We start from the raw sequence: 23,652 nt of genomic DNA, 5'->3' as shown, positions 1-23,652 counted from the left end.
GCCCCACAGTTTCGTCCGTCCGGACACCCGTGTCCACGCCCACATATCCGTGTTTGCGTGACGATCGGGGCAGCAACGGGCAACCTGATCGGTGAACTTTTGTGGGATCTTTGAATCCATGCCGTCGGAACAGTACGTCAAGGCCACGTCGTCACCCAGGGTCATCGTGGCGGCAGTGATCATCACTTCCGGCCGGGTTCTCGCGTGTCAGCGCAGCGCGCCGCCCGAGGCCGCCGGCAAGTGGGAGTTCCCCGGCGGCAAGGTGGAACCGGGCGAGACCGAGCAGGAGGCGCTCGCCCGGGAGTGCGTCGAAGAGCTGGGCGTCCGCGTGCACGTCGGTGACCGGGTCGGCCCCGACGTACCGCTGGCCCACGGCCGGGCCGTGCTCCGGGTCTACGCCGTCACCCTGCTCGACGGCGGCGTCCCGGCGGCGCTGGAACACACGTCCATGCGCTGGCTGACCGTGGACCAGCTGGGCAGCGTCCCGTGGCTGCCCGCCGACAAACCGATCGTGGCCGAGTTGCCGGCCCTGCTTTCCTGAGGCCCTACTTCCCTGAGTACTGCGCCCGCAGCTCCCGCTTGAGCACCTTCATGCTCGGGCCCAGCGGCAGCGCCTCGGAGAACCGGACCTGACGCGGGTACTTGTGCTTGCCCAGCCGCTCCCGCGACCAGTCGATCAGCTCCTGCTCGGTGAGGCCCCGGTCCTCGAGCACCACCACCGCGCAGATCTCCTCGCCCTGCACCTCATCGGCCACGCCGATCACCGCGACCTGCTGGACCGCGGGGTGCCGGGCGATCACCTCCTCGACCTCCCGCGGGTAGACGTTGAACCCGCCGCGGATGATCAGGTCCTTGGTGCGGTCGACGATGCTGATGAAGCCCTGATCGTCCTTGACACCCAGGTCGCCGGTGCGGAACCAGCCGTCCACCAGCGCCTCGGCGGTCGCCTCCGGCCGGTTCAGGTAGCCGGCGAAGACGTTGTGCCCGCGGATCACGATCTCGCCCAGCTCGCCGTCGGGCAGGAACTCGATGCTCTCCGGGACCTCCGGGCGGGCGATCTCCACCTCGACACCCCAGATCGGGTGGCCGACCGTACCCGGCTTGGCGCCGAAGGCCGGCTGGTTGGTGGTGGCCGTCGGTGAGGTCTCGGACAGCCCGTACCCCTCCCAGATCGTCGAGCCGAACGCGCCGGCGAACTTCTCCAGCACCGCGACCGGCAGCGACGCGCCACCGGAGACGCAGAGCTTGAGGTTCGGCAGCTTCTCGGCCTTGCCGGCGGCCTCCAGCAGTCCGATGTACATGGTCGGCACGCCGTGGAAGATCGTGACGTTCTCCTTGAGCATCAGCTCGATGGCCGCCTCGCCGGAGAACCGGGGCAGCAGGACCAGGGTCCCGCCGAGCCGGAACGTCGCGTTCATGCCGACCGTCTGCCCGAACGTGTGGAACAGCGGCAGGCAGCCGAGCACCACGTCGTCGCCGGTCAGCGGGTGCACGTCGAAGACGTTGACGGCCGCGTTCATCACCAGGTTGAGGTGGGTGAGCAGGGCGCCCTTCGGCTTGCCGGTGGTGCCGCTGGTGTAGAGGATCACCGCGACGTCCTCGGCCTCGGTCGTCACGTACGTCCGCAGCGGCTCGAGCCCCGCGGACACCTGCTCCAGCCGGGCCGGCGGGTTCGGCAGGTCCTGCGGCAGCGGGCCCACGTTGACCAGCTTCGTACCGGTCGCCTGCGCGGCGGCGGCACCGGCCGCGAGGAAGGCCGAGTGGGTGACGAGCAGGTCGGCGCCGCTGTCGGTGAGGACGTAGCCCACCTCCTCGGCGGTGAGCAACAGGGAGATCGGCACGATCCGGGCGCCCAGCGCCAGGCCGGCGAAGTAGACCCGCGGGAAGTCGGCCACGTTCGGGATCATCACGCCGATCGTGTCGCCCCGCTTGATGCCGAGTTCGCGCAGGCCCGCGGCGTACGACCGGGTCTGCGCCCAGAGTTCCGCATAGGTGATGCGGCCACCGGCCTCGTCGACCACCGCCACCTTGTCCGGGTATCGGCGCGCGGCCTCGGCGAGGACGGTTGCCAAAGACAGCGTCGTCATGCGGAGCCTCCTTCGTGAGCTTGGAGTGATGTACGTCGCAGCTGTGCTTAAACTAGCGGCGTAAGTTTTTGCGCGTCCAGTGCTGATTTCTTGTTCACAGGGAGTTCTCGGTATGGCCCGGCCCCGGCAGGCACTGCTCACCCGTGAGCGGATCGTCGACGCGGCCTCCGCTCTGATCGACGCGGAGGGCCTCGACGCGCTCTCGATGCGGCGGCTCGCCACCGAGCTGGGAGTGCAGGGCCCGTCGCTCTACAACCACTTCGCCACCAAGGCGGAGATCGTCGACGCGGTCGCCGAGGCGGTGATCGCGCAGGTCGACTTCTCGGTCTTCCTCGACCGGGACTGGCGCGAGGCGCTGCGGCGCTGGGCGAAGTCGTACCACGGTGTCCTGGCCGCCCACCCGAACATCGTGCCGGTGCTCGCCACCGGCCCCGGGCGGCGCCCGGCCGGGCTGGCGATGGCCGAGGCCGTCTACGGCGCGCTGATCGACGCCGGCTGGTCGCGAGCGCGGGCCACCCACATCGGCGCGCTGATGCGCTACCTGATCACCGGGTCGGCGATCGGCTCGTTCGCGCTCGGCTTCGAGGCCGACCCGGCCCTGTACGACGACCGCTATCCGCACCTGCACCGCGCCCACGAACTCGCCGCGCACCGCCACGCGGTCGACGAGGGCGCCTTCGAACTCGGGCTGGAAGTGTTGATCGCCGGCCTGTCCGACCGCTATGACCAGGGGGTACGCCGATGACGTCGGTCTTCCGCGACAAGCTCTACATCGGAGGCGCCTGGGTGCCGCCCGACTCGAGCGAGCGCATCGGAGTGGAGAATCCGTACACCGAAGAAGTTTTCGGCCACGTACCGGCCGGTACCGCCGAGGACGTCAACCTAGCCGTCTCCGCCGCACGCCAGGCCTTCGAGGGCTGGGCGGCCACGCCGGCCGCCGAACGCGGTGCGGCCCTCGGCCGCCTGCACCAGGCCCTGACGGCCCGGTCCGAGGAGATCGCCCGGACCGTCGGGCTCGAACTGGGCACGCCGGTCAAGATCGCGAAAGCGGTCCAGGCAGGACTGCCGCTCACCGTCCTCGCCGGGTACGCCGAACTGGCCGCCCGCCCCGAGTCGGAGGAGACGATCGGCAACTCGCTCGTCGTCCACGAACCGGCCGGTGTGGTCGGTGCGATCACCCCGTGGAACTACCCGCTGCACCAGGTGGTGGCGAAAGTCGGAGCGGCCCTGGCAGCCGGGTGCACAGTGGTGCTCAAGCCCAGCGAGCTGACCCCGCTGGTCGCCTACCTGCTCGCCGACGCCGCCGACGAGTCGGGCCTGCCGGGCGGCGTGCTCAACCTGGTCACCGGCACCGGCCCGGTGGTCGGCGCGGCCATCGCCGGGCACCCCGACATCGACCTGGTGTCGTTCACCGGCTCCACCACCACCGGCCGCGCCATCTCGCACGCCGCCGCCGACCGCATCGCCCGGGTCTCCCTGGAGCTCGGCGGCAAGTCGGCGAACGTCATCCTGGAAGACGCCGACCTGGTCAAAGCGGTGAAGGTCGGCGTCGGCAACGCCTTCCTCAACTCCGGGCAGACCTGCACCGCGTGGACCCGGATGCTGGTGCACCGCAGCCACTACGACGAGGCGGTGGAACTGGCCGCCAAGACCGCGTCCGGTTACACAGTGGGCGACCCGTTCGACGCCGGCACCCGGCTCGGGCCGCTGGTCTCCGCGGCGCAGCGGGAGCGGGTCCGCGGCTTCATCGAGCGCGCCTCCGCCCGGCTCGTCGCCGGCGGCCTCGACGCCCCGGTGCCGTCCACCGGCCACTTCGTCGCACCGACGGTCTTCGCCGACGTCGACCCGGAGAGCGAGCTCGCCCAGGAGGAGATCTTCGGCCCGGTGCTGTCGATCATCGCGTTCGACTCGGACGACGAGGCGGTGGCCATCGCCAACAACTCGAAGTACGGCCTGGCCGGCGCGGTGTGGGGCTCCGACGAGCGGGCCCTCGCGGTGGCGCGGCGGCTGCGCACCGGGGCCGTCGACGTCAACGGCGGCGCGTTCAACCCGTTCGCGCCGTTCGGCGGCTACAAGCAGTCCGGCATCGGCCGGGAGCTGGGCGCGTACGGCCTGGCCGAGTTCCAGCAGGTGAAGGCGATTCAGCGATGAGCCACTACATGTCCGGGCTGGTGGTCCGCTCCGAGGGCGTACCGGCCGAGGTCGTCGAGCTGCGGCTGCCCGAGATCGGGCCGGGCCAGGTACGCGTCCGGATCCGGGCGGCCGGTGTCTGCCACTCCGACCTGTCCATGGTCAACGGCACGCTCCGCCCGCCGCACCCGCTGGTGCTCGGTCACGAGGCGGCCGGCGAGGTCCTCGAAGCGGGAGAGCGCGTCACCCGCGCCGCGGCCGGCGACCACGTGATCCTCAACTGGCAGCCGGCCTGCCGCAGCTGCTGGTTCTGCGAGAACGGCCAGCCGTGGCTGTGCAGCACGTCCTCCGGGGTCGCCGCCCTGGAGAACGGGATGACGCTCGACGACGCCCCGGTGCACGTGACACTCGGCGTGGGTGCGTTCGCGGAGCAGGTGGTGGTACCGGAGAACGCCGTCATACGCGTACCCAAGGAGCTTGAATTTGATCGTGCCGCGCTCCTCGGCTGCGCGGTCCTCACCGGAACCGGCGCCGTCCGCAACACCGCCCAGGTGCGGCCCGGCGAATCCGTCCTGGTCATCGGCCTCGGCGGCGTCGGCCTCTCGGTCGTCGCCGCGGCCCGCGCCGCCGGCGCCGCCCAGGTGATCGCGGTCGACGTCAGCGAGGCGAAGAAAGGCCTGGCCGAGGCCGCCGGCGCGACCGACTTCGTGGTCTCCTCCGACACCCTGTCCAAGGACATCCGGTCCCGCACCAACAAACTCGGCGCCGACCACGCCATCGAATGCGTCGGCCGCGCCGCGACGATCCGCGCCGCCTGGCGCGCCACCCGCCGCGGCGGCCAGGTCACAGTGGTCGGCATGGGCGCGGCCGATGACATGCTCCAGCTGGGCGCCCTGGACATCTTCAGCTCGGCGCGCATCCTGCGGGCCTCGGTGTACGGGCAGGCGGACACGGACCTGGAAGTGCCCGCCCTGGCCCGCGACGTCCTGGACGGCAAACTGTCGCTGGACCACCTGATCACCGACCGGATCGGGCTGGCCGATGTGCCGGCGGCATTCGAGCGGATGTCGCGGGGCGAGGGCGCCCGCTCGGTCGTCATCCTCTGACCGGCGAGGTTCCGGGCCGTTCCGGCGGCCCGGAACCCGCGTATGCGTGAGCTACCTATGCGCACCCGTCTCGGGGGACGCTGGGATGAGCGAGTCGCCCGCCTTGCCGCTGCCTGGAGCAGCAGGCGCGCACGGTGAGGTTATGCGAGAGCTGGTTGTTGCCCCGGCGTGGGTAGAAGCGCACGGTCGGGGTGCGTGCGAGCCAGCTGTCGTTGAGTGCGACCGCCGGGCGCTGGTTGCCGGGCAGACCGACGTTGAACGGGGACGCACGTCAGACCTTCACCCCGGAAGGTCTCCAGCTCTCCGGTATTCCGGTGCCATCAGTCCTCGGTGAGGTGATTGTTCACTTCACGGACCGCGGTGAATCCTGAACCAGGAGCGCTGCCCACGTGCGGCTCGAAAGGGGCATTCCTCATGCGGCCAGAGGCCGGCCAGGTGCTGCACTTCTCCGAGGACCCGACGATCGAGCGCTTCGTGCCGCACGTCGCGGCCACCGCTCAGCAGCCCGAGGCGTACGTCTGGGCGGTCGGCCACGACCGCGCCCCCGACTACTGGTTCCCGCGGCAGTGCCCGCGCGCCATGGCCTGGATGCGCCCGGAGACCACCACCGACGACCGGGCGCGGATCATCGGCGCCGGGTGCGGGGAGCGGGTCCATGCGATCGAGTACGCCTGGCTCGATGCCATGCGCACCACCGTCCTGTACGCCTACCGGCTCCCCGCCGCCCGGTTCCAGCCGTTCGGAGGGGAGCCGAACCCGCACGCGCATGTCGCCACCGAACCGGTGGAGCCACTGGGCGAGCCGGAGCCGGTTGGCGACCTGATCGAGTGTCACGCCGCCGCCGGGATTCAGCTGCGGGTGCTCGGCAACCTCTGGCCGTTCTGGGACGAGGTCATCACGAGCACGGCCGGCTTCAGCGGCATCCGCCTGCGCAACGCCCAGCCCCGACCGGCGTGACCCGCCCGCCGCGCCTGACCAACGCGCCGCGCCTGACTCAGGCGGGGCCGATCAGCGCACTCACCGTACGCGCGAGAGCCGCCTGCGCCCCCTCCACCGGCAGATCCATGGCCTCGCGCCAGGTCGACCAGGTGGGCCACAGACTGGCCGCGGTCAGAGCGTTCAGCAGGTTCTCGTCGCTGCCGATCTCACCGGCAAACGTCGTCGTCAGCTCCTCACGGACGCGGGCGACGTGCAGCTTGCGATACCGCTGCAGCCCGACCGAGAACGGCTCCTTCAGCGCCGACGCCCGAGCCGCCGGGCCGATCTCCTCCAGCAGCCGTGCGCGCTGACTGCAGAAGGCGTCGATGCGCTCGGGCAGCGGCAGGTCCGACGGGATCGGCTGGTACGACGCGTCCCGTTTCTCCAGGACGCGCTGGCCGCTCGCCGTCATCAGCGCCTCCATGTCGGCGAAGTGGCTCCAGAGCGCGCGCAGCGACACCCCGGCCAGCTTGGCGACACGGTCCGCGGTGGGACGCATGTCGCCTTCGCCGATCAGTTGGAGGTGGGCGTCGACGATCGCGTTGCGGGTCCGTTCGGACCGCGCGGTACGACCGTCGACACGTGGTGGTGTGGTCACGAACCGCTCCGGTAGCGCTTGAGTTCACGGTGGGCCAGGGATCGCTTGTGCACCTCGTCGGGGCCGTCGGCGAGGCGCAGCGTACGCGCACCGGCCCACAACGCGGCAAGCGGTGTGTCCTGGCTTACACCCGCCGCGCCGTGCGCCTGGATCGCCTTGTCGAGGATCCACTCGACTGTCGACGGCACCACGATCTTGATGGCCTGGATCTCGGTGTGCGCGCCCTTGTTGCCGACCGTGTCCATCAGCCAGGCGGCCTTGAGCACGAGGAGCCGGGCCTGCTCGATACGCACCCGGGACTCGGCGATCCAGTCCTGCACGACACCCTGCTCGGCGAGCGGCCTGCCGAACGGGGTGCGCACCAGCGCCCGCCTGCACATCAGCTCCAGGGCGCGTTCGGCCATGCCGATCAGCCGCATGCAGTGGTGGATGCGCCCCGGGCCGAGGCGGGCCTGGGAGATGGCGAAACCGCCGCCCTCGACGCCGATCAGGTTGGTCGCCGGTACGCGTACGTTCTCGAAGATCACCTCGGCGTGCCCACCGTGGTCCCCGTCGGTGTAGCCGAAGACCGTCATGCCCCGCTCGACAGTCACGCCGGGGGTGTCGCGCGGCACCAGGATCTGGCTCTGCTGCACGTGGCGGGCCGCGTCCGGATCGGTCTTGCCCATCACGATGAAGATCTTGCAGTTCGGGTTCATCGCGCCGGTGATGTAGAACTTGCGCCCGTTGATGACGTAGTCGTCGCCGTCCCGTTCGATCCGTGTGCCGATGTTCGTGGCGTCGGACGATGCGACCTGCGGCTCGGTCATCGCGAAGGCGGACCGGATCTCACCGGCGAGCAGCGGCTCCAGCCATCGCCGCTGCTGTTCCGGTGTGCCGAACTCGGCCAGCACCTCCATGTTCCCGGTGTCCGGGGCGGCACAGTTCAGCGCGGCGGGTGCGATACCCGGGCTGCGGCCGGTGATCTCGGCGAGCGGGGCGTACTGCAGGTTGGTCAGGCCCGCGCCGTGCTCGCCGGGCAGGAAGAGGTTCCACAGGCCGGCCTCCTTGGCGGCGGCCTGCAAACCTTTGAGGGCGGCGGGCGGCTCCCAGCCGTCGGTGTGGAACGAGGGTTCCGCCGGGTAGACGTGCTCGTCCATGAAGGCGAGCAACCGCTTGCGATAGTCCTCGGTCTTCGCGTCGAACTCGAAGTCCATCAGTGTCCCTCCAGTGCGCGGTGGCCCTGTTCGACGAGGGCGGGCACCATCGCGCCCACCGTGTCGAAGCCGGATCCGACCGTCTGGCCCTTGGTGTAGCGGTAGTGCACGCCCTCGAGGATGACGGCGAGCTTGAACGCGGCGAACGCCACGTACCAGTGCAGGTCGCCGACGTCGCGTTTGCTGCGTTCGGCGTACCGGGCGGCCATCTCGGCGAGGCTGGGATGGCCGGGCAGGTCGATCGGGGCGACCGGCCGGCCGTCGCGGAACAGCAGGGGGCGGCCGGCGTAGACGAGCATCAGGGCGAGGTCGCTGAGCGGGTCGCCGAGGGTCGACATCTCCCAGTCCAGGACGGCGTTGACCGACAGGTCCGATCCGATCAGGACGTTGTCGATCCGGAAGTCGCCGTGCACCACCGCGCCCGGTCCACCGGCCGGGATGTCGACGGCGAGCCGTGCGTGCAGCTCCTCGATCCCGGCCAGCTCACGGCTGCGGGAGGCGTCGAGCTGCTTCTTCCAGCGGCGCACCTGGCGCTCGTTGAAGCCCTCCGGGCGGCCGAAATCGCCCAGCCCGATGGCCTCCGGGTCCAGCGCGTGCAGGTCGGCGAGGGTGTCGACCAGGGTGAGCGTCAGAGCGTGGAGATCAACCTTCTCCAGCGAAGCGGCATCGCGGTAGATCGTCCCGTCGACGTGCTCCATCAGATAGAACGGTGCCCCGATCACGTCGGTGTCGGTACAGAGCCGAACCGGGTGGGGCACCGGGAAACCGGTCCGGGAGAGGGCGTCCAGCACCCGGTGCTCGCGGACCATGTCGTGCGCCGTCGGCAGCACGTGCCCCAGCGGCGGCCGGCGCAGCACCCATCGGTTGGTGCCGTCGGTGACCGCATATGTCAGGTTCGACCGGCCGCCCGCGAACATCGTCCCGGTCAGTGGCGGACTGTCCAGATAGGCCTGGAGCTTCTCCAGATCCAGGCCCTTCATGACGAACTGCCACCCTCGAAGCCACGCTGCAACTTGTTCATGCCGCCAAGCCAACGGTCCGGATCGCTCGCGCGCAAGCGGTAGTAATCCGCGACTTCGGCGTGCGGCAGGATCAGGAACTGGCCGCCGTCGAGCGAGTCGGCGACCAGGTCGGCGACCGCCGCGGGCTCGAGCGCGCCGTCGGCGAGCAGGGCAGCACTGCCGCTGCCGCGGGCGTTGCCGCGGGTCAGCATGTCGGTGCGCACGCCCTGCGGGCAGAGCGCCTGCACGGTCAGGCCGCGGTGGGCATAGGTGGCGCGCAACCATTCGGCGTACGCCAGAGCGGCGTGCTTGGTGACGGAGTAGGTCGCACTTCCGAGCAGGGTCAGCAGCCCGGCCGCGCTGACCGTCATCAGCAGCCGCTTCGGTTCGCCACTGTCCAGCCACCGCGGCAGCAGGGCCCGGGTCACATAGACGTGGGACATCACGTTGACCCCGAAGTCGCGCTGCCACTGCTCGTCCGGCGTGTTCTCGTCGCCGGCCGAGAGCACACCGGCGTTGGAGCAGAACAGGTCGATCCCGCCCAGCTCCGACCAGGCGGTGTCCACCAGCGTCCGGACGTCGTCCTCACGGGCCGCGTCGCCGGGCACCGCGACCCCGCCGATCTCGCCCGCGACCGAGCGGGCGGCGTCCCCGTTCAGGTCGTTGACCACGACCCGGGCGCCGTCCGCGGCGAACCGGCGGGCCAGCGCCGCCCCGATCCCGCCGCCGGCGCCGGTGACCACGACCCGCTTCACTGGACGGCCCCGGTGAGGGTGACGCCGCCGTCGATCACGATGGTCTGGCCGGTGATCCACGCGGCCTCCGGCGAGCAGAGGAAGGCGACCGTGCCGGCCACGTCCTCCGGTACGCCGAGCCGCTTCAACGGATACGTGTTCGCGACCGCCTCCTCCCGCCCCTCGAACAGGGCGGAGGCGAACCGGGTCTTCACCACCGCGGGTGCGACAGCGTTGACCCGGATCTTCGGGGCCAGCTCGACGGCCAGCTCCTCGGTTAGGTGGATCAGCGCGGCCTTCGTCGTCCCGTAGAAGGCGATGCCGGGCGCCGGGCGTACCCCGGAGACCGATGAGATGTTGACGATCGAGCCGCCGGCCGCACCCAGGCCGCCGCGCAGGGCCTCCTGCACCCAGCCGAGCGTCCCGATCAGGTTCACCTCGGCCATCTTGCGGGCGGCGTTCAGATCGAGGGTCGCCAGCGGCCCGTAGGCCGGGTTGATCCCGATGTTGTTGACGAGCGTGGTGATCGGCCCGAACCTCTCCTGGACCGTGTCGACCACAGCCGCCCGGTGCGAGGCGTCGTCACCCTTGCCCGCCACGAAGACGGCCGAGTCACCGAGTTCCTTCACCGCGCCCGCGAGCGCGTCGGCGTCGCGGCCGGTGATGGCCACCCGGTAACCCTGGGCGACGAAGCGTTGCGCGATGGCGAACCCGATTCCCCGGCTGGCTCCGGTCACGATCGCTACCTGGTCCGCCATCGCGGCAACCCCCTTGAGTCGTCTTTGTGCATGGAGAGTGCGAATATTACGCGGCCGGCACGCCGTTCTGCGGCGGTGTCACGGCCTGGGGCTGGTGCGGCGCGACCGGACCGTCCCCGTCGTCGGTGGTGTACGGCGTACCGAAGAACACCGCCTTACCGCCCTCGACCTTGGTGAGCTGCTGTCCGCCGTACCCCGAGTGGTCGGTCGCGGAGAAGCGCAGCGGAACCAGGCCGGGTCCCTGGAAGCCGTTCTTCTGCACCGCCTGGATGATCCCGTCGCGGGTCAGGTCCTTGCCCGCGCTCTGCAGCGCCTGGACGAAGAGGTACGCCACCGACATGCCGTAGACGATGTTGTTGTCGAACTCGGCGTTGCCGTTGTACTCCGTGTTGACCTTCTTGTAGAGCTGGATCCACGGGTTGGCCTCGTCGGTCGTCAGCGGCAGGTAGTTGGCCGCGACCACGCCTTCCAGCAGCGGTGCGGCGGCGCCGAGAGCCTTGCCGACGGTGGTCGGGTCGGAGCCCACGTTACTCACCACGAACTGCGGTTTGAAGGCGATCTTCGCGGCCGTACCGATCGAGAGAGCGGTGAAACCGGGCACCGTGGCCAGCATGACGACCTCGCACCCGGCGCTCTTGAGGTTGCCCATCTGCGGCCCGACGTTCGGGTTGCTGGTCACGTAGCTCTCCTTGGCCACGACCGCGCCGAGGATCTTCTCGATGCCGGCCAGACTGTCCCGGCCGAAGTCGTCGTCCTGCCCGAGGAAGCAGACCTTCTTGCCGGCGTGGTTCTCCTTGACGTAGGTGGCGAGGATCTTGCCCTCCACCGTGTAGTCCGGGTTGAAGCCGAAGGTGCCCGGGTACTTGTCCGGCTGGTTCCAGCTGCGGCTGCCGCTGGCCACGAAGAGGTCCGGCACCCGGTTGGTCTTGAGGAAGTCCAGGACACCGGTGTGCGTCGGCGTGCCGAGGCCGTTCAGGATCGCGAAGACCTTGTCCTGCAGGACCAGCTCACGCACCACGGTCTGGGTGTTCGCCGGGTTGTAGCCGTCATCCTTCACCTTGTAGGTGATCTTGCGGCCGTGGATGCCGCCGTTGGCGTTGACGAAGTCGAAGTACGCCTTGGTGGCCGGCGAGATCTTGGAATAGCCGGCTGCTGCCGGGCCGGTCATCGGCATGTGCGTGCCGACGACGACTTCCGAGTCCGTCACGCCCGGGACGTCGGCACTGCTACCTGTGCCACCACCCCCGTCGTCACTGCAACCGGCGGCCAGCAACACGACAGCTGCGAGCAGCGCCGTCGCGGTTCGTTTCATCGTGTCCTCCTGAGGAATCGTGGAATGCGAATCGAAGCGATGCCGCCGGGAGCGGCGAGCATGACGACTACGAGCACGACGCCGAAGACCACGAGCGCGAGGTTGCCCTCGAGCCGTTGCGAACCGGTCTGTTCGGCGATCGACTGGGACAGGGTCGGCAGTGCCACCAGCAGCACCGCACCCCAGAGGGCACCGAACAGGCTGCCCAGGCCGCCGATCACGATCGCCATGACCAGGAAGAGCGACAGGGTCAGGGGGAAGGCGCCGGGGGAGACGCTTTGCGCGAGGAAGGCGAAGAGGGCACCGGCCAGGCCGGCGCAGGCCGCGCTCACCACAAAGGCAAGGACTTGGGTACGGGCGATGTTGATCCCGGCCAGCTTGGCAGCGGTCTCGTCGTCCCGTACGGCACGCAGGTCCCGCCCGAACCGGCCGCGCACCAGCGTCGCCAGAACGAGCACGGTGATCAGCGCGCCCGCCCAGCAGAGCCAGGCCTGCCAGCGTTCCATCGGGATGGTTCCCGGCGGCGGGTCCAGCACCACCGACAGGCCCTGGTCACTGTTGAACGTCTCGTCGAACGTGCTGGTCACCGACGGCACGACGATCGCAACGGCGAGTGTCAGACCGGCCAGGTAGGGTCCGCGTAACCGGGCGGCGGCCAGGCCGATCACCGCACCGGCGGCGGTGGTCACCACGATCGCCAGCAGGAGGCTGAGGGGCAGGTTGAGCCATTTGTTCTGGGCCAGCGCCAGGGTGTAAGCGCCGGTCGCCATCAGCGCGCCGTGCCCCAGCGAGAGCTGCCCGTTGAGTCCGGTCAGGACGGTCAGGCCGGCGGTGACACAGAGATAGGCGCCGACGGTCGCGAGCTGGTAGTTCCGGAACGGCGGCAGCGTGTAGGTCAGCGCGATCACGATCGCGGCCCCGGCCAGGATGATCACCAGCGGCGGGATCCGGCGCTTGCGCCCCCGTTTCACAAGATCTTTTTCTGGTACGGCCGAACTGCTCGCTTTTTGCTTGATGTCGGTCACGCCACCCTCGCTTTCGAGCTGGAGAACAGCCCGCCCGGCCTACCGAGGAGAACCACCACGAGCAGGAGCAGGACGGCCATCGGGGCGACCGTGGGCTCGACATATCCGCTGACGTAGGAGAGCAGCAGCCCGACGACGAGCCCTCCGACGACCGCGCCGATCGGGCTGTCCAGCCCGCCGACCACCGCCGCCGTGAACGCCGAGATGAAGACGACGTCCATCGCGGTCGGATGCAGGCCCAGTTCGGTGGGCACCACGAGCATCCCGGCCAGCGAGCCGACCGCCGCCGCGAGCGCCCAGCCGAGCGTCAGCATCCCGCCCACCGACACCCCGAGCAGCCGGGACACGTCCGGGGCGAAGGCCGCCGCGCGCATCCGCAGTCCGATCGCCGTACGCGTGAACAGCAGCGTGAGTGCCCCGACCACCGCGCCCACCGCGACGAACACGAAGATGTCGTAGCGGGAGAGCAGCGCGACGCCGCCCACCTCGAACGCGTCCCGGCTGAACGGCGTCTCGACCGGCCGGAACTCGTTGCCGTAGAGGATCCCGAGCACGCCCTGGATCACCAGCACCAGCCCGAGCGCCACCACCACGCCGTTGAGCGGCGACGAGTGGTCGACGAACCGCATCACCACCCGCTCGACGGTCACACCGAGCACCAGCCCGGCCAGGATCGCCACCGCGAACCCGAGCCAGTACGACCCGGTCGCGCTGGTCACCGAGTACGCCACGTAGACCGCCGCGACCGCCATCGCGCCCTGCGCGAAGTTCACGATCCGGGCGGCCCGCCAGATCAGCACGAGGGCCAGCGCGAACGCGGCGTAGACCGCGCCCCGGCTCAGCCCGTCGAAGGTCAGATAGACGAATTCGTTCATCAGCCCGCTCTTCTCAGAAGCCCAGGTAGGCGTGGCGGAGGTCGTCGTCGTCGCGCAGCGTCGCCGCCTTGTTGCGGACCACCACCCGGCCGAGGGCGAGCACCACGCCGACGTCGGCGATGGAGAGCGCACTGCGGACGTTCTGCTCGACCAGCAGGACCGCGAGACCGGTGCGTTCCCGCAGGTCCCGCAGCAGCGCCATGATCTGGCCGGTCACCTTCGGCGCGAGGCCCAGCGACGGCTCGTCGAGCAGCAGCAGCCTGGGCCGGCCGACCAGCGCCCTCCCGAGCGCCAGCATCTGCCGTTCCCCGCCGGAGAGCTGATGCCCGGCGAAGGCGCGACGCTGCGCCAGCGGCGGGAACAGCTCGTAGACCTCGTCGAGCGCCTTCTTGGCCTCGGCCCGGTCCTTGCGCCAGAGCCCACCGAGTCGCAGGTTCTCGTCGACGGTCAGCTCGGTGACCACGCCGCGCCCCTCCGGAACGTGCCCGATGCCACGCCGCACCATCTGCTCCACCTTGGTGCCGCGCAGGTCCTGACCGTCGAAGACCACCCGGCCACCACTGCTGCGAACCAGGCCGGAGAGCGTACGCAGAAGCGTCGTCTTGCCCGCCCCGTTCGCACCGAGCACCGCGACGATCTCTCCGGGCTGGACAGTCAGGTTGACGTCGTGCAGAACGGGTGCCGCACCGTACCCGGCGGTGAGGCCCTCGACCTCCAGCAGCGCGCTGCTCATGCGGTGTCTCCTGCCGTTGCCGGGGTACGCGTGGTCATCGGCGTTCCTCCTCTAAGGACCGTCGTTGCGTTTTTCAGGTATGGAAATTGGAGCCGGGTGGTCCGGCTCGACGCGATGTCAGAAAGAGATCAGGCGGGGGCGCCGAGATAGGCGTCCGTGACCTTGGAGTTGTTGCTGATCTCCTCAGGGGTGCCGAGGGCGATCGGTTTGCCGAAGTCCAGGACGAGGATCTCGTCGCAGACCGACATGACGAGGTCCATGTGGTGTTCGACCAGCAGGACCGTGGTGCCGGCCTCCTTGATCAGGGTGGCCAGCCAGTCGATCTCGTCGGCGTCCAGGCCGCCGGCGGGCTCGTCGAGCATCAGGACCCGTGGCTTGGCGACGAGCGCCCGGGCGAGCTCGATGCGCTTGCGGATCGCGTATGGCAGGGCGCCGGGCCGCGCTTCGGCATAGCGGTCGACGCCGCACCTGGTCAGAGCGGCCATCGCCTCCTGCTCGGCGCGCCGGCCACGGGCACCGACCATCACGTTCTCCAGCACCGACATGCCGCCGAACTGGCCGACGCCCTGCAACGTCCGGGCGATGCCGAGCCGGTTCAACTGGTGCGGGCGCGGCCGCCACGGCCGGTCGTCCAGGGTGAGACTCCCCGAGGACGGTGGCACGAAGCCGCAGATCACGTTGAAGAGCGTCGTCTTGCCCGCCCCGTTCGGCCCGATGATCCCGACGATCCGGCCCGGCGCCACGCGCAGGGACACGTCGTCGAGAGCTGTCAGGCCGCCGAAGCGAACGGTTATGTTGTGGAGCGCAAGCTCCTTGAGCTGGGGATCTGTTGACATGGCCACCTCGGGCGAGGACCGATGGGAGTCCTGTGTGGAGCATGAAGGTCAACTATTTACACTTGGAGTGTAACTTTCTCGGCGGGCGCGTCAACCACTTGCAATGCCCCTGTTACCTCGAGATTTCGTCGCAGCTCATCGCTTTGTCCCACCCACCCCCCACCTGGCCGTTTCCCCGCAACGCCCAGACCCCCCAGCCGCAGCCCGGCCCCTGAATGCGCCGCCCGCCGGCTGGCATCCACGCAGGTCATCCGGCCCTCTGAGCGCCAGCCGGGCGAGCTGGTTACGCGACGCCCGCGGGGCGGAATTGCACGCTGACGCGCGGGCCGACCGGTTTGGCGGTTTTGGGAACGGCGTGTTCCCAGGTGCGCTGGCAGGAGCCGCCCATGACGATCAGGTCGCCGTGACCGAGGGGAAAGCGCAACGTCTCGTGGCCCCCGGCGCGCGGCCGGAGCAGAAGGTTGCGCGGTGATCCGAAGGAGACGATCGCGACCATCGTGTCGTGTTTCGCCGAGCGGCCGTGGGTGTCGCCGTGCCAGGCGACGCTGTCGCGGCCATCGCGGTAGAGGCACATGCCGGCCGTGACGAACTGCTCCCCGAGCTCCTCGGCGTAGTGGCTGTTCAGCGCGGCCTTGGCCGCGATCAGCGCGGGATGGGGCAGGGTCTCGGTGCCGCCGAACCAGCGCAGCAGGCGGGGCACGTCGACGACGCCGTCATACATCTTCCGCCGCTCGGCACGCCAGTCGATGCCGAGCAGCGTCTCGAAGACCGAGTCGGAGCCGTGCATCCACCCGGGAAGGTGGTCGACCCAGGCGCCCGCGGTGAGCCGGTGCCGAACCAGGCCGGTCAGCGGCTCGAGCGCGCTGACCGGCCCCGTCATGGAGTCGAGGATCGACGGCTGATAGCTCTGGCTCATGCACCCACTTTAGTACTCACGTTCGACTCCGGGGTGACCGCCGGCGGCTTGGGTCGCAACAGTGAGGCGGCGACGATCGACGCGAGGATCCCGCCGGCCACCCCGACGAGCGCGGTGGTCGAGATGGCGCCGACGAACGCGTCCTGAGCGAGCCGGGCGAGCGTGCCGTCGCCGGTTGTCATCGCGGCACCGAGGGCGTCGCCGATGGATTCGCGGGCCGGGCCCTCGATGCCGTCCGGGAGGCCGGAGCGGTACGCGCTCGTCAGCACCGCACCCAGCACGGCCACGCTCAGAGCGGTGCCGACCTGCTGCACCGTGTCGTTGACGGCGGAGCCGACCCCGGCCCGTTCCGGCGGCAACGCGCCGAGCAGCGTTCCGTATGCGGCCGGTCCGGCGGTTCCGCTGCCCATGCCGATCACCACGAGCGCGACGGCGAGCTTCAGGTAGCCGTCCTCGGGGCTGAGTGACGCGAGCACACCGAAGCCCGCGGCCATCAGCAGCAGCCCGGCCGAGAGTGCGACCCGGGCGCCGAACCGCTTGTCCACCACGACACCGATGCCGTTGAAGATCATCGCGGTGACGAGCATCGGGATGAACGCGGTGCCGGCCTTCAGCGGCTCGTATCCGAGGACGAACTGGAGGTACTGGGTGATGGCGAGCACGACGCCGCCGGTGGAGAAGGCGAGCAGCACGATGGAGAAGCTGGCGCCGGTGAAGTTGCGATCCCGGAACAGCCCGAGCGGCAGCATCGGCTCGGCCGTACGGCGTTCCCACAGGCCGAACGCGGTGAGCGCGACCGCGGCGACGGCGAACCCGCCCAGGGTCCGCGCCGAGTTCCAGCCGTGCTCCGGCGCGTTGATGATGCCCCAGATCAGGGCGGTCATGCCGAGCATCGAGGTGACCGCCCCGACCAGGTCGGGCCGGCTCGCCGGGCCCTTGGACTCCGGGATGATCAGCAGCGCGGCGACGATGCCGAGGATCGCGATCGGGATGTTCAGCAGGAAGACCGAGCCCCACCAGAAGTGTTCGAGCAGCAGCCCGCCGAGCGTCGGTGCGCCGAGGGCGCCGAGCATCAGCACCGAGCTCCAGATCGCGATGGCCTTCTTGCGCTCGTCCTCGTCGAAGACCGTGGTGAGGATCGAGAGGGTGCCGGGCATCAGGAAGGCGGCTCCGGCGCCCATCAGGCCGCGCACGGCGATCAGCTGACCCGGCGTCTCGCACATCGTCGCCAGCACCGAGGCGCCGCCGAACACGATCAGGCCGAAGACCAGGCCGAGCCGGCGTCCGTGCCGGTCGGAGAGGCTGCCGGCGGTCAGCAGCAGGCCCGCGAAGACCAGGATGTACGCGTCGATGATCCATTGAATGTCCGCGCTGCTCGCGCCGAGATCGAGGATCAGCGACGGGATGGCGATGTTGAGCACCATGTTGTCGACGACGACCACGAGCAGGCTCAGGCACAGCACGCCCAGGATCAACCAGCGACGAGGGTTCCGTTCGGCCATCGATGGCCCTCTCTGGTAGCGAAGGAATCGTACGGTGTTCGATTGACTCGCACACCGTACACCTAACTCGTACACTGTTCGAGTGTCGATAGGATGACACCATGCCCGACTTCACCGACTCGGTGTGGACCCGCCCGCCACGCACCCGGGGTGACCAGCCGTCCCTCACCCGCGAGCAGATCGTCCGGACGGCGATCGAGCTGCTCGACGCGGAAGGGGCGGTGGGCCTGAGCATGCGCCGGCTGGGCACCCGGCTCGGTTCCGGCGCGACCTCTCTCTACTGGCACGTCGCGCACAAGGACGAGCTGCTGGAGCTGGCCGTCGACGAGGTGCTCGGTGAGATCTACGTGCCCGAGCCGGGCGACACCAGCTGGCGGATCGGCGCCTCGGTGCTGGCCAACGGGATGAGGAGTGCGCTGCTGCGGCATGCGTGGGTGATCGGCCTGCTGGGCACGCGTCCCACCATCGGGCCGAACGCGATGCGGATGGGCAACCGCATGGTCGCCCTGTTCACCGCCGCCGGGTTCACCGGGCTGGAGCTCTCGCACGCCTGCGCGCTGCTGCAGTCGCACGCCATCGGAGCGGCGACGACGGAGGCCGCGATCGCCGCGTCGCTCCAGCGCACCGGTGTTGACCCCGTCGACGTGGCTCGGCGTCTCGAGCCCTACCTGGACCGGACAGCGGCCGACAACCCCGACTACGACAGGTGGCGGCGGGAGGTCGACCAGGCCAATCAGAACCCCTATGTGGTCTTCCAGGAGGGTTTCGCGTTCGGCCTGGAGCGGATCCTCGACGGCCTCGAGCTGTGGCTCGGCACCCGGAAGGCTTGAGATGTGGGTGGGTGAGCTCGCGCGGCGTACCGGTACGACCGTGCGGGCGCTGCGGTACTACGAGGCGGCGGGACTCGTCGTGCCACGCCGGCTCGGCAACGGTTACCGGGAGTACGACCCGCTCGCCGTACGCCTCGTCCAGCAGATCCGGGAGCTGACCGCTCTGGGGCTCAGCGTCGAGGAGACCAGGCCGTTCGTGGAGAGCCTGGCCGACGGGCGTGACGCCGACGTGTGCGCCGCCGCGGTCGCCACCTATCGCAGCGCGATCGACGCCCTCCAGGAGCGGATCGGCAGGCTCACCGCCCAGCGCGAGGGCCTGCACGAGCGCCTCGACTCGGCAGCCGGCCGGGTGCGACCGCCGCTTTCCGGGCGGGCCAGTGCGGATCCGGCGGAGCTGGTCGGCGTACGCGTACCGGCCTGCGAGTTCTACGCCACCGACGGCCGTCCGGTGGATCTCGGCGCGCTCGGCCCCGGGCGCAGTGTCGTTTTCGTCTATCCGCTCACCGGCCGTCCCGGCGTCGACCTGCCCGACAGCCTGCTCAACATTCCCGGCGCCCGCGGTTCCACCGAGCAGGCGTCGTGGTTCCGCGACCATCACGCCGAGCTGCTGACGGCGGGCGCCGAACGGGTCTTCGGGCTCTCCGCACAGTCCACCGGTTATCAGCGGGAGCTCGTACATCGCCTTCGTCTGCCGTACCCCCTCCTGCCCGACCCCCGGATGAGCCTGGCCGCGGCACTCGGCCTGCCCACGTTCGGTGCCGGCGGCATGGTTCTTTATCGGCGACTCACGCTGATCATCAGCGACGGCCTGGTGGAGCACGTGTTCCACCCGATCGCGGCGCCGGCGATGCACGCGCAGGAGGTCATGCGCTGGCTCTCTCAGCGCGCCCGGCGCGGGCTCAGCACCACCAGGTAGCGGCAGGCCCGGCCGGCCGGATTCTCATACGCGCACGGCACCGGCGCCCCCAGTTCGAGACAGTCGCCGGCGCCGAGATCGTGCCGCAGGTCGCCCTCGTGGAAGCGCAGCCTGCCGTCCAGCACATAGATCTGGTGATGCGCCACCGCGTAGGAATCCGCCGGATAGGACACCTTCGCTCCGGCGGGCAACTCCACCTCCACCAGCTGCACCGGCCCACCGGCGGGCGAGACCGACCGCCGCCGATATCCGGTCTCCGGATCCACCCAGACGGTCTGGTCGGCCAGGCGCGCCAGCCGCGGCGACTCACCCTCGGTGCGCGCGAACAGCTCCGACAGGGTCAGCCCCAGCGCGCCGGCAAGTCGCCCGAGCAGGGCAGCGGTCGGCTGCGCCTCGCCCCGCTCGATCTTGGCGATCATCGCCCGCGAGACTCCGGAGTGGTCGGCCAGGGCGTTGACGCTCAGCCCCGTCTCGATGCGCGCGGAGCGCAACGTCGCTGCCAGGTCTCGTGTGAGTTGGTCCGCCATGCCTGTCACTATAGTGCGGCATCTGTTTACTATCGTGACATGCCGCTGAGCATCAGGGACGCAACACCCGAGGACGCCGCCGCGTGTGCCGCGATCTACCGGCCCTACGTGCTGGACACCGCGATCACCTTCGAGACCGACCCGCCAACCGCTGCCGAGATGTCGTCGCGGATCATCGCTGCGAGCCGGACCCACGCCTGGCTGGTGGCCGTTCTTCAGGACCAGATCATCGGGTACGCCTACGCGGGCCCCTTCGCCGCCCGCCCCGCCTATCGCTGGTCGTGCGAGGTCAGCGTCTATCTGGAGACGGGTCGCCGCCGTACCGGGGCGGGGCGGGCGCTCTACCAGGCGTTGCTGCCCCGCCTCGTGGAGCGCGGCTTCCTGGTCGCCGTGGCCAAGACCACCCAGCCGAACGTGGCGAGCATGGGGTTGCACGCCGCTCTCGGGTTCCAGCCCGTCGGCGTACACCCCCGCATCGGCTACAAGCACGGCACCTGGCACGACGTGGCCATCACGCAGCTCCAGCTCACCGCCGCCCCCACACCCCCGGCCGAACCTCACTGACCCTGCCCCGCCACCCGGTTCCGCGCGATCCCGCGCACTTCCCCGGCAGTGCATGCGAAAGCGGGCGGAACTCCCGCATGGAGTTCCGCCCGCTGTACTGCCTGAGTGATGCCGACCGTCAGTGAATATCCCTGTTCGGGTCGGGGTGGTGGTAGGTGACCTGCTCCGGCGGCAGCGGGAACGGCGTGTCGTCACCGAACGGAGACGGGCCGCCCTGATTGGGTGCCAGAAGCTCGGCGACGTCCAGATGCCCGTCCGGCCCGACCGGTGCGTTCTCCGGGAGGCGGGAGCCAGGGGGTGCCGGGGTGACGTTCGGGCTGCCGGGCGCGGGGCGGCGGGCGCGGTTCGACGGGTTGCCGTCGGCGCCCAGCTCGTCACGACGGAAGATCTTGCGGCCGAGCCAGACCACCGGGTCGTAACGGCGGTCCACCACGCGTTCCTTCATCGGAATGATCGCGTTGTCGGTGATCTTGATGTGTTCCGGGCAGACCTCGGTGCAGCACTTGGTGATGTTGCAGAAGCCGAGGCCCTGCTCCGCCTGCGCGTACTCCTTGCGGTCGTGCCGGTCGTCGAGCGGGTGCATGTCCAGCTCGGCGGCGCGGATGAAGTAGCGCGGGCCGGCGAACGCCTCCTTGTTCTCCTCGTGGTCGCGGACCACGTGGCAGGTGTTCTGGCAGAGGAAGCACTCGATGCACTTGCGGAACTCCTGGCTGCGCTCCACATCGATCTGCTGCATCCGGTACTGCCCGGGCGCCACGCCGGGCGGCGGGGCGAACGCCGGGGTCTCCCGCGCCTTCTCGTAGTTGAACGAGACGTCGGTGACCAGGTCCCGGATCACCGGGAAGGTCCGCAGCGGGGTGATCGTGACGGTCTCGTCCTCGGTGAAGGTCGACATCCGCGTCATGCAGCCCAGCCGCGGCTTGCCGTTGATCTCCATGGAGCAGGAGCCGCATTTGCCCGCCTTGCAGTTCCACCGGCAGGCCAGATCGGGTGCCTCGGTCGCCTGGAGGCGGTGGATGATGTCGAGGACGACCTCGCCCTCGTTCACCTCGACGTCGAAGTCACGCAGATCGCCGCCGTCGGCATCGCCTCGCCAGACCCGGAAACGCCGTTTGGTGCCCATCAGTCCGCCTCCACCTGGGCCAGTTCCTCGTCTGTCATGTATTTCGAAAGTTCGCTGTGCTCGAACAGGTTGATCAGCTCGTCGCGCATCTTCGGCACCGGCTTGCGTTCCAGGTGCACGTCGCCGCTCTCGTCGACGGAGCAGACCAGGTTGACCTGGCGCCACTGCGGGCTCATCTTCGGGAAGTCCTCCCGGGTGTGCCCGCCACGCGACTCCTCCCGCTCCAGCGCCGCCTTGGCCGTGCACTCCGAGACGACGAGCATGTTGCGCAGGTCGATCGCGAGGTGCCAGCCCGGGTTGTAGCGGCGGCCACCCTCGGCGGACACGTTCGCCACCCGCACCCGGAGCTCGCTCAGGCGCTTGAGCGCGTCGGTCAGTTCGCCCTCCCGGCGGATGATGCCGACAAGGTCACCCATCACCGCCTGAAGATCTTGTTGCAACGTGTACGGGTTCTCCCCGCCCTCCCGCACGAGCGGTGCCAAAGCGACCTCGGCCGCCGCGGCGACATCCACCTTGGAGACCTTCGGCCGGCCGCCGAGCGCCTCCACGTACGCCGCGGCGTGCTCACCGGCCCGCTTGCCGAAGACGAGCAGGTCGGAGAGGGAGTTGCCGCCGAGCCGGTTCGACCCGTGCATGCCGCCGGACACCTCACCCGCGGCGAACAGCCCCTGCACGCTGCCCATCGCCGCGCCGGTGTCCGGCTCCACCTCGACGCCACCCATCACGTAGTGGCAGGTCGGGCCGACCTCCATCGGCTCCTTGGTGATGTCGACGTCGGCCAGCTCCTTGAACTGGTGATGCATCGACGGCAGCCGCCGGATGATGGTCTCGGCCGGCATCCGGGTGGACACGTCCAGGAACACGCCGCCCGCCGGGCTGCCGCGACCCGCCTTGACCTCGCTGTTGATGGCCCGGGCCACCTCGTCACGGGGCAGGAGCTCGGGAGGGCGGCGGTTGTTGTCGGCGTCCGTGTACCACCGGTCGGCCTCCTCCTCGGTCTCCGCGTACTGCTTGCGGAAGACGTCGGGGACGTAGTCGAACATGAACCGCTTGCCGTCGGAGTTGCGCAGCACGCCGCCGTCGCCCCGGACCGACTCGGTGACCAGGATGCCCTTCACGCTGGGCGGCCAGACCATGCCGGTCGGGTGGAACTGGAGGAACTCCATGTTGATCAGGGTGGCCCCGGCGCGCAGGGCGAGCGCGTGGCCGTCACCGGTGTACTCCCAGGAGTTCGAGGTGACCTTGTAGCTGCGGCCGACCCCGCCGGTGGCCAGCACCACGGCCGGTGCCTCGAAGAGCAGGAACTCGCCGGTCTCGCGGTAGTAGCCGAACGCGCCGGCCACCCGGTCACCGTCGAGCAGCAGCTCGGTGACGGTGGTCTCCTGGAACACCTTGATCCGGGAGTCGTAGCTGCCGAACTCCCGCAGGTCGTCCTGCTGCAACGAGACGATCTTCTGCTGCAGGGTTCGGATCAGCTCCAGGCCGGTGCGGTCGCCGACGTGGGCGAGGCGCGGGTACTCGTGGCCGCCGAAGTTGCGCTGCGAGATCTTGCCGTCCTTGGTCCGGTCGAAGAGAGCGCCGTACGTCTCCAGCTCCCAGATCCGCTCCGGCGCCTCCTTGGCATGCAGCTCCGCCATCCGGAAGTTGTTCAGGAACTTGCCGCCCCGCATGGTGTCCCGGAAGTGCACCATCCAGTTGTCGCGGCTGTTCACGTTCCCCATCGCCGCGGCGGCGCCACCCTCGGCCATCACCGTGTGCGCCTTGCCGAACAGTGACTTCGAGATGATCGCCGTACGCTTGCCGGCCATCCGGGCCTCGATCGCCGCACGCAGGCCGGCGCCGCCGGCCCCGATCACGACGACGTCGTACTGGTGTCGTTCGATCGTGGTGGTCATCGTGGGCCCC

Annotated in this window: 24 protein-coding genes; 8 read left to right on the top strand and 16 right to left on the bottom strand. The window is 69.8% G+C overall.

Translation table 11 applies throughout. The features are described from left to right. Positions 1–118: 118 nt before the first annotated feature. Positions 119–541 (top strand): (deoxy)nucleoside triphosphate pyrophosphohydrolase, encoded by a 423-nt coding sequence (locus ACFQV6_RS04325; RefSeq protein ID WP_378025986.1) that lies wholly within the window; start codon positions 119–121, stop codon positions 539–541. Positions 542–545: 4 nt separating this feature from the next. Here the strand turns inward: ACFQV6_RS04325 and ACFQV6_RS04320 are convergent, their stop codons facing one another. Next, entirely contained in the window at positions 546–2,087 is a 1,542-nt protein-coding gene (locus tag ACFQV6_RS04320; RefSeq protein WP_378025985.1) for a long-chain fatty acid--CoA ligase, read from the bottom strand. Positions 2,088–2,199: 112 nt separating this feature from the next. Between ACFQV6_RS04320 and ACFQV6_RS04315 the strand changes: the two genes are divergently transcribed. The 4 genes from ACFQV6_RS04315 (at position 2,200) to ACFQV6_RS04300 (ending at position 6,280) form a co-directional block, all read left to right on the top strand. Next, positions 2,200–2,832 (top strand): TetR/AcrR family transcriptional regulator C-terminal domain-containing protein, encoded by a 633-nt coding sequence (locus ACFQV6_RS04315; RefSeq protein ID WP_378025984.1) that lies wholly within the window; start codon positions 2,200–2,202, stop codon positions 2,830–2,832. After that, positions 2,829–4,238, top strand: a complete 1,410-nt coding sequence (locus ACFQV6_RS04310) for an aldehyde dehydrogenase family protein (protein WP_378025983.1) — start codon at positions 2,829–2,831, stop codon at positions 4,236–4,238. Before ACFQV6_RS04315 ends, ACFQV6_RS04310 begins: the two co-directional genes overlap by 4 nt. Continuing rightward, positions 4,235–5,323: an alcohol dehydrogenase catalytic domain-containing protein gene (locus ACFQV6_RS04305; RefSeq protein ID WP_378025982.1), complete on the top strand. Its 1,089-nt coding sequence runs from the start codon at positions 4,235–4,237 to the stop codon at positions 5,321–5,323. Before ACFQV6_RS04310 ends, ACFQV6_RS04305 begins: the two co-directional genes overlap by 4 nt. A gap of 414 nt (positions 5,324–5,737) precedes the next feature. Next, a complete protein-coding gene (locus ACFQV6_RS04300) occupies positions 5,738–6,280 on the top strand; it encodes a DUF6886 family protein (protein WP_378025981.1) in 543 nt (180 codons plus the stop codon). Positions 6,281–6,317: 37 nt separating this feature from the next. Here the strand turns inward: ACFQV6_RS04300 and ACFQV6_RS04295 are convergent, their stop codons facing one another. The 12 genes from ACFQV6_RS04295 to ACFQV6_RS04240 all read right to left on the bottom strand — a co-directional run bounded on the left by ACFQV6_RS04295 (position 6,318) and on the right by ACFQV6_RS04240 (position 17,787). Further along, on the bottom strand, positions 6,318–6,899 hold the full coding sequence (locus ACFQV6_RS04295) for a TetR/AcrR family transcriptional regulator (protein WP_378025980.1): 582 nt from the start codon (positions 6,897–6,899) through the stop codon (positions 6,318–6,320). Next, positions 6,896–8,095, bottom strand: coding sequence for an acyl-CoA dehydrogenase family protein (locus tag ACFQV6_RS04290; protein WP_378025979.1), 1,200 nt, complete (start codon positions 8,093–8,095; stop codon positions 6,896–6,898). The genes ACFQV6_RS04295 and ACFQV6_RS04290 overlap by 4 nt, the downstream gene beginning before the upstream one ends. After that, positions 8,095–9,075: a phosphotransferase family protein gene (locus ACFQV6_RS04285; protein ID WP_378025978.1), complete on the bottom strand. Its 981-nt coding sequence runs from the start codon at positions 9,073–9,075 to the stop codon at positions 8,095–8,097. Before ACFQV6_RS04285 ends, ACFQV6_RS04290 begins: the two co-directional genes overlap by 1 nt. Further along, positions 9,072–9,851, bottom strand: coding sequence for an SDR family oxidoreductase (locus ACFQV6_RS04280; protein WP_378025977.1), 780 nt, complete (start codon positions 9,849–9,851; stop codon positions 9,072–9,074). The genes ACFQV6_RS04285 and ACFQV6_RS04280 overlap by 4 nt, the downstream gene beginning before the upstream one ends. Next, positions 9,848–10,588, bottom strand: a complete 741-nt coding sequence (locus ACFQV6_RS04275) for an SDR family oxidoreductase (RefSeq protein ID WP_378025976.1) — start codon at positions 10,586–10,588, stop codon at positions 9,848–9,850. Before ACFQV6_RS04275 ends, ACFQV6_RS04280 begins: the two co-directional genes overlap by 4 nt. A gap of 46 nt (positions 10,589–10,634) precedes the next feature. Next, the gene (locus tag ACFQV6_RS04270; protein WP_378025975.1) at positions 10,635–11,900 is read right to left on the bottom strand and encodes an ABC transporter substrate-binding protein; all 1,266 of its coding nucleotides are present in this window, start codon (positions 11,898–11,900) and stop codon (positions 10,635–10,637) included. Next, positions 11,897–12,871 carry a branched-chain amino acid ABC transporter permease gene (locus tag ACFQV6_RS04265; RefSeq protein ID WP_378026262.1) on the bottom strand — a complete coding sequence of 325 codons (975 nt, stop codon included), beginning with the start codon at positions 12,869–12,871 and terminating at the stop codon, positions 11,897–11,899. The genes ACFQV6_RS04270 and ACFQV6_RS04265 overlap by 4 nt, the downstream gene beginning before the upstream one ends. Before the next feature lie 50 nt (positions 12,872–12,921). Then, positions 12,922–13,800, bottom strand: coding sequence for a branched-chain amino acid ABC transporter permease (locus ACFQV6_RS04260; protein ID WP_378025974.1), 879 nt, complete (start codon positions 13,798–13,800; stop codon positions 12,922–12,924). A gap of 13 nt (positions 13,801–13,813) precedes the next feature. After that, entirely contained in the window at positions 13,814–14,533 is a 720-nt protein-coding gene (locus ACFQV6_RS04255) for an ABC transporter ATP-binding protein (protein WP_378025973.1), read from the bottom strand. A 128-nt stretch (positions 14,534–14,661) separates the two neighbouring features. Continuing rightward, complete coding sequence (locus ACFQV6_RS04250) at positions 14,662–15,369, bottom strand: ABC transporter ATP-binding protein (protein ID WP_378025972.1); 708 nt, start codon at positions 15,367–15,369, stop codon at positions 14,662–14,664. A gap of 283 nt (positions 15,370–15,652) precedes the next feature. Further along, on the bottom strand, positions 15,653–16,285 hold the full coding sequence (locus ACFQV6_RS04245) for an alpha-ketoglutarate-dependent dioxygenase AlkB (RefSeq protein WP_378025971.1): 633 nt from the start codon (positions 16,283–16,285) through the stop codon (positions 15,653–15,655). Further along, positions 16,282–17,787, bottom strand: a complete 1,506-nt coding sequence (locus ACFQV6_RS04240) for an MFS transporter (protein ID WP_378025970.1) — start codon at positions 17,785–17,787, stop codon at positions 16,282–16,284. Before ACFQV6_RS04240 ends, ACFQV6_RS04245 begins: the two co-directional genes overlap by 4 nt. Positions 17,788–17,888: 101 nt before the next feature. Here ACFQV6_RS04240 and ACFQV6_RS04235 point away from each other — a divergent pair, with 101 nt between their 5' ends. Continuing rightward, entirely contained in the window at positions 17,889–18,617 is a 729-nt protein-coding gene (locus ACFQV6_RS04235; RefSeq protein ID WP_378025969.1) for a TetR/AcrR family transcriptional regulator C-terminal domain-containing protein, read from the top strand. Position 18,618: 1 nt separating this feature from the next. Beyond that, positions 18,619–19,533, top strand: a complete 915-nt coding sequence (locus ACFQV6_RS04230) for a MerR family transcriptional regulator (RefSeq protein ID WP_378025968.1) — start codon at positions 18,619–18,621, stop codon at positions 19,531–19,533. Here ACFQV6_RS04230 and ACFQV6_RS04225 read toward each other — a convergent pair. Beyond that, the gene (locus ACFQV6_RS04225; protein ID WP_378025967.1) at positions 19,497–20,060 is read right to left on the bottom strand and encodes a helix-turn-helix domain-containing protein; all 564 of its coding nucleotides are present in this window, start codon (positions 20,058–20,060) and stop codon (positions 19,497–19,499) included. The two genes, ACFQV6_RS04230 and ACFQV6_RS04225, sit on opposite strands and share 37 nt — an antisense overlap. Before the next feature lie 39 nt (positions 20,061–20,099). Between ACFQV6_RS04225 and ACFQV6_RS04220 the strand changes: the two genes are divergently transcribed. Next, positions 20,100–20,624, top strand: coding sequence for a GNAT family N-acetyltransferase (locus tag ACFQV6_RS04220; protein WP_378025966.1), 525 nt, complete (start codon positions 20,100–20,102; stop codon positions 20,622–20,624). 118 nt (positions 20,625–20,742) lie between these two features. Here the strand turns inward: ACFQV6_RS04220 and ACFQV6_RS04215 are convergent, their stop codons facing one another. Next, a complete protein-coding gene (locus ACFQV6_RS04215) occupies positions 20,743–21,747 on the bottom strand; it encodes a succinate dehydrogenase/fumarate reductase iron-sulfur subunit (protein WP_378025965.1) in 1,005 nt (334 codons plus the stop codon). Further along, positions 21,747–23,642 carry a fumarate reductase/succinate dehydrogenase flavoprotein subunit gene (locus ACFQV6_RS04210; protein WP_378025964.1) on the bottom strand — a complete coding sequence of 632 codons (1,896 nt, stop codon included), beginning with the start codon at positions 23,640–23,642 and terminating at the stop codon, positions 21,747–21,749. Before ACFQV6_RS04210 ends, ACFQV6_RS04215 begins: the two co-directional genes overlap by 1 nt. Between the last annotated feature and the right edge of the window lie 10 nt (positions 23,643–23,652).

It is taken from the genome of Actinoplanes sp. GCM10030250 (assembly GCF_042666575.1).
GTDB lineage: Bacteria > Actinomycetota > Actinomycetes > Mycobacteriales > Micromonosporaceae > Actinoplanes.
This window is presented reverse-complemented; position numbering and strand designations above follow the sequence as displayed.